Below are 12,288 nucleotides of genomic sequence, written 5' to 3' on the forward strand. Positions count from 1 at the left end.
CCTTGCGTCGCGATGGGCCGCAAAGCGGCCCCGGCATTACTGAATCCACTCACCTTTTTCCTGCAACCGCCACCCCACCCACCCCAATGTCACCGCCCGCAACCCCATGAACCCGAGAAACGCCAACCACAACCCATGGTTGCCAAACCCACTCATGAGCACCCCCAAGGGCAGCGCAATCACCACCGACACCAACATCGCATTACGCATCTCCCGCGCCCGGGTCGCGCCTATGAACAAGCCATCCAGCAAATAGCTCCACACCGCAATCAATGGCAGCAATGCCAGGTACGGCAGGTACGGATAAGCCGCTGCCCGCACACTCTCGATGTCGGTCTGCAAATCGATGAACAGGTGCCCGCCCAGCAGGAACAACCCGGCAAACCCCAGGCTGGTGATCAGCGACCAGCCACAGGCCACCACCAGCGAGCGGCGCAATGTGTCGCGGTCGCGGGCGCCAATGGCATGGCCGCACAGGGCCTCTACCGCGTGCGCCAACCCGTCAAGCGCATAGGCAGTCAGCAGCAGGCCGTTGAGCAGCAGGGCATTGGCCGCCACGGTGGCTTCGCCCAGACGAGCGCCTTGCACGGTGATCAGCAGGAACACCAGTTGCAGCGCCAGGCTGCGCAGGAAGATGTCGCGGTTCACCGCCAGCAGCGGCCGCCAGGCCTGCCAGCGCTTGAGCGCCGCCCACACGATCTGCCCCGGGTAGGCGCGCAGGGCCGGGCGGGTCAGGGCCAGGCCGAGCAGGGCGGCGCTCCATTCGGCGATCACCGACGCCCGCGCCGAACCCAGCACGCCCCAGTCCAGGCCAAGCACGAACCACAGGTTCAAGGCGATGTTCAGCAGGTTGGTGGTCAGCAGGATGGCCAGTGGCGCCTTGGCGTTCTGGGTGCCGAGGAACCAGCCGACCAGGGCGTAGCTGGCCAGTGCCGCGGGCAGGCCGAGCAGGCGGGTATGGAAGAAGTCTTCGGTGGCTTGCTGCAGGGCCGCGCTGGGTTGCATCGCGTGCAGCGCCAGCTGGCTGAAGGGCAGGGCCAGCAGGCCGATCAGCAGGGCGAAGCCGACCGCCAGCAATAGCCCTTGTACCAGTACCTGGCGCAACGCTGCACCGTCGCCTCGGCCGGCGGCCTGGGCGGCGAAGCCGGTAGAGCCCATGCGCAGGAAACCCATCAGGCCGACCATGAAGGTGAACAGCGTGGCGCCCACGGCTACGGCACCCAACTGGTGGGCGTGGGGGAGGTGGCCGATGACCGTGCTGTCGACCAGGGCTACCAGCGGCACGGAGATATTGGACAGGATCATCGGCGCGGCCAGGGCCCAGACCTTGTGGTGGGTGGGGCGGTGCTGCCAGTCGGTGGTCAGTGAGGTCATCGGGTGTCCTGGGGAATCCTGGGGCTGCTGCGCAGCCCTTTCGCGACACAAGGTCGCTCCTACAGGGGCCGCAAGGCCTTCCAGGTTGCCGCGGTCTCTGTAGGAGCGACCTTGTGTCGCGAAAGGGGCGCAAAGCGCCCCCGCTTTTCTAAATTGCCAGCAGTGTACCGGCCATGCAGCCAATTCGCGCGACCATAGTTGCGCTATAGTTGCTGCCCTCACGTACACGCTGCCAAAGAGTTCTACTCCATGTTCAACAAAGGATTGTTGCTGGCCTGCGCGCTGGCTTTGCTCAGTGCCTGTGACTCTTCGACGCCGGACAAGCCGGCGCCATCCGAAAAGCCGGCGGCCACAGCGCCCGTCGCCACCCCGGCACCCCAACGCGAAGACCAGGCCGTACTCGGAAAACGCTACGAGGGCCGCGAGCTGACGGTGCTGGATGTTTCCGAAGTGCAGCTCGATGGCGCCGCGACGCTGTCGATCAGCTTCTCCGCGCCGCTGGATGCCAAACAGGACTTCGCCAGCAAAGTGCACCTGGTCGACACCGTCAAAGGCAAGCTCGACGGCGCCTGGGAGCTCTCCGACAACCAGATGGAGCTGCGTCTGCGCCATCTGGAGCCGCAGCGCAAGCTGGTGCTGACCGTCGACAAGGGCCTGCTGGCGGTCAATGGCAAGCAACTGGACAGCGAGTCGATCAGCCGCCTGGAAACCCGCGACATGCAGCCGACCATCGGCTTCGCCAGCCGCGGTTCGCTGCTGCCCACGCGCCTGGCCGAGGGGCTGCCGGTGATCGCGCTCAACGTCGACAAGGTCGATGTCGAGTTCTTCCGCGTGAAGCCGGACATGCTCTCGACCTTCCTGGTCAACTGGGGGCGCAACAGCAGCCTGTACTACTACCAGTCCAAGGAAACCCTGGACATGGCCGATCTGGTCTACAGCGGCCGCTTCGACCTCAACCCCGCACGCAACACCCGCGAGACCGTGCTGCTGCCGATCGCCGGCATCAAGCCGCTGCAGGAGCCAGGCGTGTACCTGGCGGTGATGCGAGCCTCGGGCACTTACGACTACTCGCAACCAGCGACCCTGTTCACTCTCAGCGACATCGGTGTGTCCGCGCATCGCTACCGTGACCGCCTCGATGTGTTCGCCCAGGCCCTGGAAGGTGGCAAGGCGATGAACGGCGTCAACCTGGAAATCCATGACGACAAGGGCAAGCTGCTGGCCCAGGCCAGCACCGATAGCGATGGCCACGCCCAACTGCCGATCACGCCCAAGGCCGACACCCTGATCGCCACCCAGGGCGTGCACACCACCCTGCTGCGCCTGAGCAGCGCGGCGCTGGACCTGGCCGAGTTCGACATCACCGGCCCGCAGGCCAACCCGCTGCAGTTCTTCATCTTCGGCCCGCGTGACCTGTATCGCCCCGGTGAAACGGTTTTGCTCAACGGCCTGCTGCGCGACCAGGACGGCAAGCCGGTCAAGGCGCAGCCAGTTAGCGTGGAAGTGCGTCGCCCGGATGAGCAGGTCAGCCGCAAGTTCGTCTGGGAAGCCGACGGTAATGGCCTGTACCAGTACCAGCTGCAGCTGGCCAGCGAGGCCCCGACCGGCCGCTGGCAACTGCTGCTCGACCTGGGCGGCGGACGCAAGCAGGTGTATGAATTTCTCGTCGAAGACTTCCTGCCCGAGCGCCTGGCGCTGGAACTCAAGGGCAGCAGCAAACCGTTGTCTCCGGATCAGGATGCGCGCATCCAGGTCAATGGCCGTTACCTATACGGCGCCCCGGCTGCTGGCAACCGCCTGAGCGGCCAGGCCTATGTTCGCCCGCTGCGCGAGGCGGTACCGGCGCTGCCTGGCTACCAGTTCGGCTCGGTCACCGAAACCGAGCTGAACCAGGACCTGGAGCTGGACGAAGTCACCCTCGACCAGGCCGGCAAGGCCGTGGTCGATATCGAAAGCCGCTGGGCCGAAGCCCGCTCGCCGCTGCAACTGACCGTGCAGGCCAGCCTGCAGGAGTCCGGTGGCCGGCCGATTACCCGGCGCCTGGAGCAACCCATCTGGCCGGCCGAGCGCCTGCCAGGCCTGCGTGGCCTGTTCGACGGCGAGGAAACCGACAGTGACGGGCCGGTGGAGTTCGAGTTCCTGGTGGCCGACCGCAACGGCAAGAAGCTGGCGGCCAACGACCTCAAGGTGCGGCTGGTGCGCGAGCGCCGTGACTACTACTGGAACTACTCGCAGAGCGATGGCTGGAGCTACGCCTACAACGAGAAGTTCCTCACCCAGAGCGAAGAGACCGTCAGCGTCAAGGCCGGCTCCACCGCCAAGCTGAGCTTCCAGGTGGAATGGGGCCCGTACCGTGTCGAGGTAGAGGACCCGGAGACGGGCCTTGTGTCCAGCGCGCGCTTCTGGGCTGGCTACCGCGCCCAGGACAACGCCGAGGGCGGTGCGGTGCGGCCGGACCAGGTCAAGCTGGCGCTGGACAAACCGGCCTACGCCGACGGCGCTACCGCCAAGGTCACCGTCACCCCGCCCGCAGCCGGCAGTGGCTACCTGATGATCGAGTCCAGCGATGGCCCGCTGTGGTGGCAGGAGATCGACGTGCCCGCCGAGGGCAAGACGTTCGACGTGCAGCTGGACAAGCAGTGGGCCCGCCACGACCTGTACATCAGCGCGCTGGTGATCCGCCCGGGTGAGCGCAAGGCCAACGCCACGCCGAAACGCGCGGTGGGCGTGCTGCACCTGCCGCTGAACCGCGCCGAACGCAAGCTGGCGGTGAGCCTGCAGGCGCCGGAGAAAATGCGCCCGAAACAGCCGCTGACCGTGAAGGTCAAGGCTGCAAATGCCGATGGCAGCGTGCCGAAACAGGTGCATGTGCTGTTGTCGGCGGTGGACGTGGGCATCCTCAACATCACCGACTTCAAGACCCCCGACCCGTTCGCCAGCCTGTTCGGGCGCAAGGCTTACGGTGCTGACCAGCTGGATATCTACGGCCAGTTGATCGAAGCCGGACAGGGTCGCCTGGCCAGCCTGGCATTTGGCGGTGACGCAGCGATGGCCAAGGGTGGCAAGCGCCCCAACACCACGGTGACCATCGTCGCCCAGCAGAGCCTGCCGGTGACCCTGGACGACAAGGGCGAGGGCCAGGCCACGGTCGATATCCCCGACTTCAATGGCGAACTGCGGCTGATGGCCCAGGCCTGGACCGAGGAACAGTTCGGCATGGCCGAAGGCAAGACCGTGGTCGCCGCGCCGCTGATCGCCGAGCTCTCGGCACCGCGTTTCCTGGCCGGTGGCGACCGCACCAGCCTGGCGCTGGACCTGGCCAACCTGTCGGGCCGTGCCCAGCAGCTGAACGTTGAAATCAGCACCGAAGGGCAGCTGAGCCTGGCGGCCAACGCCGTGCAGAACGTTGCCCTGGCTGAAGGCCAGCGCTCGACGCTGATGATCCCGGTACAGGCCCAGGGTGGCCTGGGCCAGGGCAAGGTGCATGTGCGGGTCACTGGCCTGCAGCTGCCGAACGAGCCGACCGGCGCGTTCGAACGCGAGTGGACGCTGGGCGTGCGCCCGGCCTACCCGGCGATGCTCAAGCACTACCGCGTGGCATTGAAGGACCAGCCATGGACCCTGCCTGAAGCAGACCTGGCCGCCTTCGAACCCGCCGGGCTTGAAGCCAGCCTGGCCTTGTCGAGCCGGCCACCGCTGAACCTGGCCGAGCAGATCCGTGCCCTCGAAGCCTACCCCTACGGTTGCCTGGAGCAGACCACCAGCGGCCTCTACCCGTCGCTGTACGCCGATGCCGACAGCCTCAAGCGCCTGGGCATCAAGGGCGAGCCAGCCGATGTGCGCAAGCGCAAGATCGAGATGGGTATCGAGCATCTGCTGGGCATGCAGCGCTACAACGGCAGCTTCGGCCTGTGGAGCTCGGACAGCGAAGAAGAATACTGGCTGACCGCCTATGTCACCGACTTCCTGCTGCGCGCCCGTGACCAAGGCTATGGTGTGCCGGCCGAAGCGCTGAAGAAGGCCAGCGAGCGCCTGCTGCGCTACCTGCAGGAGCGCAACCTGATCGAAGTCGACTACAGCGAGAACGCCGAACACACCCGCTTCGCCGTGCAGGCCTATGCGGCATTGGTGCTGTCGCGCAGCCAGCAGGCGCCCCTGGGTGCCCTGCGTGGCCTGTTCGAACGCCGCGCCGACGCCCGCTCTGGCCTGCCACTGGTGCAACTGGCGGTGGCGCTGGACAAGATGGGCGACAAGCCGCGTGCCGAGCAGGCCCTGCAGGCAGGCCTGGGCATCAGCCGCGGTAAAGGCTGGATGGCCGACTATGGTAGCGCCCTGCGTGACCAGGCACTGATCCTGGCGCTGCTGCAGGAAAGCAACCTGGCCAGCCGCCAGGTCGACCAGCGCCTGTTCGCCCTGTCGGATGAACTGGCGGCCAACCGCTGGCTGTCGACCCAGGAGCGCAATGCACTGTTCCTGGCCGGCCGTGGCCTGCTGGGCAAGCCGGAAGGCCAGTGGCAGGCGCGCCTGGACAGCGCGGGCGAAGTGCGCGAGTTCAACAATGCCGAGTCTGGCATGAAGCTCGAAGGCCCGTTGCTGGCTTCGCCGCTTAGTGTGCAGAACCAAGGCAGCGAGACGCTGTACCAGCAACTGACCTTGTCGGGTTACCCACGCCAGGCGCCTGCGGCCGGTGGCAACGGCATGCAGATCCGCCGTGAGTACCTGGGTATGAATGGTCAGCCGTTGGATCTGCATAACCTGCGCAGCGGAGACCTGGTGCTGGTGCACCTGGCGCTCAAGGCTGAAGACCGGGTGCCGGATGCGCTGGTGGTGGACTTGTTACCGGCGGGCCTGGAGCTGGAAAACCAGAACCTGGCGCAAAGTGCCGCCAGCCTGGAAAACGCCAGCAGTGCGGTGAAGGAATGGCGCGAATCGATGCAGAACGCCAGCGTGGTGCACCAGGAGTATCGCGATGATCGTTACGTCGCCGCGCTCAAGCTGGACAGCTACGGCACCACCCACCTGCTGTACCTTGCTCGGGCGGTGACCCCGGGCACCTATCGCGTGCCGCCGCCGCAGGTTGAATCGATGTACCGGCCAAACCTGCAGGCTGTGGGGGATGGGCAAGGGGAGATGACCGTAAAAGCCCGCTAGAATTTTGTCGCCTTTACCGGCCTCATCGCCGGCAAGCCAGCTCCCACAGGATGGAGCATGGCTTGAGGGCGACGCGGGCGAGGTGGCAGCTGGCTTGCCGGCGATTGGGCCGCAACGCGGCCCCCGGCCTTGTTCAGTGAATCACCCAGCTCATCACCCACAACCCCAGCAACAGCCAGATGATCCCGAGGATGATCGAGGCGCGCATGAACGCGCGGATTGCCGAGTACAGCAGCACCAGCCCGATGATCAGGGCGAGGATGCTGAGCAGCGAGGTCTCCATGCCCAAGGTGCGCGCCAGGCCATCGATGAAATTGCCACCGGCATTGGCCAGCAGGTTGAACAGCCCGCTCAATGCGTCGACGATGAAGCGGATCAACGACCCCAGCGCCTGGCCCAGCCACTCGAAAAAACCTTCTACATGCATAGTTGCTTCCTGATGAACGAATCGGCGATGTTGGCGTTCCCAAGCCTTTGGCCATCACCTGGCCAGGTCGGTTCCCGATGCCAAGCTTAACGCGGCCGCGTATCCGTGCGGGCAGGCTGTTGCGCGCCACGGCGATCGGCATGCTGGTACTGTTCGGCCTGTTGTGGCTGGCCGACCGCCTATGGCCGCTGCCCATGCCCGGAGATGACTTGGCCCGCGTGGTGCTGGCCGAGGACGGCACGCCGTTGTGGCGCTTTGCCGATGCCGATGGTGTATGGCGCTACCCGGTCAGCTCCGACGAAGTCTCGCCGCTGTATCTGCAGGCGCTGCTCACCTACGAAGACCGCTGGTTCTACAGCCACCCCGGAGTCAACCCGCTGGCCCTGGCTCGCGCTGCCTGGCTGAACCTGCGTGGCGGGCGTGTGGTGTCGGGCGGCAGCACGCTGTCGATGCAGGTCGCACGCCTGCTCGACCCGCATGAGCGCACCCTGGCCGGCAAGCTGCGCCAACTATGGCGCACGGCGCAGCTGGAATGGCACTTGTCCAAGCGCGAAATCCTGCAGATCTACCTGGATCGCGCGCCCTTCGGCGGCACCCTGCAGGGCGTGGCGGCGGCCAGCTGGGCCTACCTTGGCAAGTCGCCCATGCACCTGACCCCGGCCGAAGCGGCACTGCTGGCCGTGCTGCCCCAGGCGCCCAGCCGCTTGCGCCCGGACCGTCACCCCGAGCGTGCGCAGCGCGCCCGGGACAAGGTGCTGCAACGCCTGGCCGAATACCAGGTGTGGCCGGCTCAGCAAATCCGTGAGGCTGCCGAAGAGCCGCTGGTGCTGGCGCCACGTCAGGAGCCGGCTCTCGCGCCGTTGCTGGCCCGGCGCCTGAACAGCGCCGACAGCCCGCCGCTGATCCGTACCACGCTCGACGCCGCACTGCAGCGGCGCCTCGAAGACCTGCTGCTGGGCTGGCGGGCACGGCTGCCGGAGCGCACCTCCGCCGCCATCCTGGTGGTCGATGCGCAGACGATGGCGGTGCGTGCCTACCTGGGTTCTATCGACCTGGCCGACGAGCGCCGCTTCGGGCATGTCGACATGGTGCGTTCGTTGCGCTCGCCGGGCTCCACTCTAAAGCCGTTCCTCTACGGCATGGCACTGGATGATGGCCTGATCCATTCCGAGTCGTTGTTGCAGGATGTGCCGCGACGCTATGGCGACTACCGCCCCGGCAACTTCTCCATGGGCTTCAGCGGGCCGGTGTCGGCCAGTTCGGCGCTTGCGCTGTCGCTCAACCTGCCGGCGGTGCAGCTGTTGGAGGCCTATGGTCCGAAACGCTTTGCCGCGCAACTGCGCATGGCGGGCATGCCGCTGATATTGCCGCCTCTGGCAGAGCCCAACCTGTCGTTGATCCTGGGTGGTGCGGGCAGCCGCCTGGAGGACCTGGTGGGTGGCTACGCTGCGCTGGCGCGGGGTGGCAATAGTGCGAGGGTGCGCCTGCAACCACAGGATCCGTTGCTGGAACGGCGCCTGCTGTCGCCAGGGGCGGCGTGGATCATCCGGCGCATCCTCAGCGGCCAGGCGCGCCCCGACCGCGACCCGCATGCCGAGCTGGTGCAACGCCCGCAACTGGCGTGGAAGACGGGCACAAGCTACGGCTTTCGCGATGCCTGGTCGATCGGCGTGGGCCCGCGCTACCTGATCGGCGTATGGATTGGCCGCCCCGATGGCACACCGGTCCCCGGCCAATTCGGGCTGGCTTCGGCAGCGCCGCTGATGCTGCAGGTGCACGACCTGCTGAGCAACCGTGACAGCCAGCGTGGCATCAGCGTGCCGGTGGAGCGGGTGCCGGCGAACGTCGGCGTGGCTGCGATCTGTTGGCCACTGGGCCAGCCGATGAGCAAAAAGGACCCCAACTGCCGGCGTCAGCGTTTCGCCTGGACTTTGGACGGCACTACGCCGCCAACCCTGCAGGCCGCCGACCAGCCACTCGGCCTGGGCTTGCGTGAAAGCGTATGGGTCAACGACCAGGGGCTGCGCGTCGATGGCAGTTGCCCGGGCGCCAAGGCCCGCGATATCGCCCTATGGCCCGCCCCGCTGGAGCCTTGGCTGCCACGTGTGGAGCGGCGTGCGGCGCGCCTGCCGGCCATCGACCCGGCCTGCCCGCCGCAGGTGCCGGCCAGCGCGCCACCGCTTTCGATCGTGGGCGTGCGCCCAGGCGACAACCTGCGCCGCCCGGCCACCAGCAGCGAGCCGTTGCAACTGCATGTGTCGGCACTGGGCGGCGGCGGTCGGCGCTGGTGGTTCCTCAACGGCCAGCCATTGGGCGAAACCCAGGGCCAGGACAGCCTGCTGGTGCGCTTCCAACAGGTAGGCCAGGCCGAAATCAGCGCGCTGGATGAAAGCGGCGAGACGGCGCGCGTGGCGTTCCAGATCAGCGAGTAGCCGTTCGACGAGGGCCGAGGCAGCACCTACGCTTGCAGGTAACGGGTGTGACCGGCTGGCGCCCCTGATGCCTGACAGTCAAGCAATTTGGGGCCGCTTTGCGGCCCTTCGCGGGCGCGCCCGCGAAGGGCTGCAACGCAGCCCCAGGGAACATGGAGCGCCCTATGCGTCCTCTGGCCGTGCCCCTGTTGTTGCTGCCCTGGGCGCTTGCGGCCCATGCCGAGCCTTTGCCAGGTTTCCTCGATAGCCATGAGTACGAACGTCGCCTACCCGGCGCCAACCTGCCGATAGACGCCTACCGCCCGGTCAGTGCTCACCTGCAGCTGGCCGGGGAGGATGGCGACAGCCCCGCGTGGGCGCCTGCGAATACCCGGCTGGTGCTGCATAAAGTGCGCTTCGAAGGCGGCACGGTGTTCCCCCTGAGCGACCTGCGCGAACACTACCAACCGCTGATCGGGCGCCAGACCACGTTGGGCGAGCTGCAGCAGTACACCGCGCGCCTGACCCAGCGCTATCGGCAGGAAGGCTACCTGTTGTCGTACGCCTACCTGCCGCCGCAGGAAGTGGCCGATGGCCGGGTCAATGTGGTGCTGGTCGAAGGTTATATCCGTGATTACCGCGTGGACGGCGATATCGGCCCGGCCGGCGCCTATCTGCATCAGCTGCTGGAGCGGCTTGCCACCGAGCGCCCGCTGACCCGAGAAACGCTGGAGCGCTACCTGGGCCTGGCCGAGCGCCTGCCGGGGGTAACGATAGAGCCGCAGCTGGCCGTGGCGCAAACCGCTGATGGTGCTGCGCGGTTGACCGTGCATGCGCAGCGCAAGCCGTTCAGCGCTGCTGTTATCGTTGCTGATGGCAACCGCGACGATGCGCAGGCGCTGCTGACGGCAACCAGCCACGCCCAGACCCGCTTTGCCGAACAGATCGAGGCCAGCCTGTTGCTGCCGCCGGGGGATGACCAGGTGCATTATCAGCGCCTGTCCTACAGCCAGTACCTGGACGCGGGCGGCAGCCAGCTGCTGCTGTCGGCTTCGCGCTACCGCAGCGAACCCGGCACGCGGATTCGTCTGGACGATGGCCGTGACATCACCCGCAAGCGCGACAGCGATCGCTATGCGATCGGCCTGCGCCAGCCGGTGATCGTCAGGCCGGATGAATGGATGGTGGTGCAGGGGCAGGTGTATTCGGTCAGTGAGCACTTCGAGGACCGGGTAGATGGGTTGCCATCGGCACGGGACTACGACACCTACGTGCGTGCGCTGTCATTCGAGGGCGACTGGCGCAAGGTGGAAGAGGGCCGTTTGCGCATCGTCAGCGCCGGGGTCTATCAGGGCCTGGATTATCTGGGGGCGCGTAGCGATGCCGACTACGATCTGGATTTTCTGCGGTTGCGGCTTTCCGGCTTGCAGAGCAACACGTTGCTAGGTAACTGGCAGGGGGGGGTGTCCGGGGCGTTGTACTGGAGCGATGACCAGCTGCCTGACAGCGAGCGTGCGGGATTTGGCGGGCAAAATTTCGGCCGTGGCTACCCGCGCGACCAGGCGGACGGCGACAAGGGCTGGGGTTTGGCTTACGAGGTGAACTACAGCATGCACGGCAGCTGGCTGGCGTTGGTGCAGCCCTATGTGGTGGTGGACACGGCGCAGGCATGGCATAACCGAGGGCCTGTGGAGGATGCCCACCTGGCTTCGGCGGCGCTTGGGGTGCGATTGGGCGATGGGCGCTTGTTCAATGTGGCGCTGGAGGTGGCCAAGCCTTTGGCCGATGTGGCATTGGACAGCCTGGACCGCGCGCCGCGCGTGACGTTAAAACTGGCTATCCAGTTGTAACAGGTGAACCGAGGATCTGTAGGAGCAGCCTTGTGCTGCAAAGAGGCCATTTCAGGCGCAATCTTTTGTATGCCATGAGGGCCCTTTCGCAGCGCAAGGCTGCTCCTACAAAAAAGCGGTGTGCCTACCGGTCACTCAATGGGTAGTAAACCGCTGATGCACCGGCGACGAACTGGGTGTCAGTGCCAGTGCCAGCTGGGTGCGGTTGTGCATGTGGGTCAGGCGCAGCACCTGCGACACATACAGCTTCACGGTATTCTCGGTAATTCCCAGCTCACAGGCGATCTGGTAGTTGGTCTGGCCCTTGCCCACCAGGCGGGCTACTTCCAGCTGGCGTGGCGACAGCTTCTCGAACGCCGCTGGCAGTTCGCTTTCACTCTCGTCCACATCGCTGGCACGCCGGTGCATGCCCTGGCCCCGGGCTTTTTGCAGGTCCTGGTAAAGCTCGTCCATCGACTCTGCCAGGTCTTGCAGACGCTGGCTCAACCCGCCCAGCTCGCGGAAGCTGCGCTGGCGCTCCTGCACGGCCTGTTCCTGGCGGCGTACGCCCTCCAGCAGTTCATCGAGGTCCATGGGTTTCTGGTAGTAATCGGCAAAGCCCTCGCGCAACGCTCGGATCACATCCTGCTTCTCCGCTCGACCGGTCACCATGATGGCCTCGAACGCGCGCTGCCCGCCTTGTATCTTCAGTTCGCGGACCAGTTCAATACCATCACGACCAGGCATGTGCAGGTCACAGATGACCACGCCAATGGCCTCGTCTGCCAGGTAACGTTCCAGGGCTTCGTCAGTGGAGTGGGCCGGCAGGCAGCGGTAACCCTTGGTTTCGAGAAACTCACACAATTGTTCGACTATCACTGGTTGGTCATCGACCACCAATATCTTCACATCACTGAATGCTCTGGACACGATCAACTCCCTGTCGTTACGCGGTCCTGCTCCCGGGCCAGTCGGGTGGGAGCCAGCCATTCCTGGCTGACTCCCCCCTAAGAACCGTACGTGCGCCTTTCAGCGCATACGGCTCAAGCCTTCGCTAAGCTTCCGATGGAAGCCGGTTTGTTCACGTGCAGGCCAC

6 protein-coding genes are annotated in these 12,288 nt (G+C 66.0%); 3 read left to right on the forward strand and 3 right to left on the reverse strand.

The genetic code is table 11. The features are described from left to right. Positions 1 to 36: 36 nt before the first annotated feature. A complete protein-coding gene (locus WM94_RS18350) occupies positions 37 to 1,374 on the reverse strand; it encodes an MATE family efflux transporter (RefSeq protein ID WP_061551867.1) in 1,338 nt (445 codons plus the stop codon). Positions 1,375 to 1,623: 249 nt separating this feature from the next. Between WM94_RS18350 and WM94_RS18355 the strand changes: the two genes are divergently transcribed. After that, the gene (locus tag WM94_RS18355; RefSeq protein ID WP_061551868.1) at positions 1,624 to 6,525 is read left to right on the forward strand and encodes an alpha-2-macroglobulin; all 4,902 of its coding nucleotides are present in this window, start codon (positions 1,624 to 1,626) and stop codon (positions 6,523 to 6,525) included. Positions 6,526 to 6,658: 133 nt separating this feature from the next. On the opposite strand, the gene WM94_RS18360 is transcribed toward WM94_RS18355, so the two are convergent. Then, positions 6,659 to 6,952 (reverse strand): hypothetical protein, encoded by a 294-nt coding sequence (locus WM94_RS18360; protein ID WP_013970720.1) that lies wholly within the window; start codon positions 6,950 to 6,952, stop codon positions 6,659 to 6,661. Positions 6,953 to 7,029: 77 nt separating this feature from the next. Here WM94_RS18360 and pbpC point away from each other — a divergent pair, with 77 nt between their 5' ends. Next, positions 7,030 to 9,384 (forward strand): peptidoglycan glycosyltransferase PbpC, encoded by a 2,355-nt coding sequence (gene pbpC / locus WM94_RS18365; RefSeq protein ID WP_061551869.1) that lies wholly within the window; start codon positions 7,030 to 7,032, stop codon positions 9,382 to 9,384. A 164-nt stretch (positions 9,385 to 9,548) separates the two neighbouring features. Next, positions 9,549 to 11,213 (forward strand): ShlB/FhaC/HecB family hemolysin secretion/activation protein, encoded by a 1,665-nt coding sequence (locus WM94_RS18370; protein WP_061551870.1) that lies wholly within the window; start codon positions 9,549 to 9,551, stop codon positions 11,211 to 11,213. A 135-nt stretch (positions 11,214 to 11,348) separates the two neighbouring features. Here the strand turns inward: WM94_RS18370 and WM94_RS18375 are convergent, their stop codons facing one another. Beyond that, positions 11,349 to 12,122, reverse strand: coding sequence for a response regulator transcription factor (locus WM94_RS18375; protein ID WP_061551873.1), 774 nt, complete (start codon positions 12,120 to 12,122; stop codon positions 11,349 to 11,351). Positions 12,123 to 12,288: the final 166 nt, after the last annotated feature.

The organism is Pseudomonas sp. ABFPK (assembly GCF_001586765.1).
Taxonomy (GTDB): Bacteria; Pseudomonadota; Gammaproteobacteria; order Pseudomonadales; family Pseudomonadaceae; genus Aquipseudomonas; species Aquipseudomonas asiatica.

Bases quoted from the DNA above. Each gene is read 5' to 3' on its own strand.
- WM94_RS18360 (WP_013970720.1), bottom strand. From the start codon at position 6,952: ATGCATGTAGAAGGTTTTTTCGAGTGGCTGGGCCAGGCGCTGGGGTCG.
- WM94_RS18350 (WP_061551867.1), bottom strand. From the start codon at position 1,374: ATGACCTCACTGACCACCGACTGGCAGCACCGCCCCACCCACCACAAG.
- pbpC (WP_061551869.1), top strand. From the start codon at position 7,030: ATGCCAAGCTTAACGCGGCCGCGTATCCGTGCGGGCAGGCTGTTGCGC.
- WM94_RS18370 (WP_061551870.1), top strand. From the start codon at position 9,549: ATGCGTCCTCTGGCCGTGCCCCTGTTGTTGCTGCCCTGGGCGCTTGCG.
- WM94_RS18355 (WP_061551868.1), top strand. From the start codon at position 1,624: ATGTTCAACAAAGGATTGTTGCTGGCCTGCGCGCTGGCTTTGCTCAGT.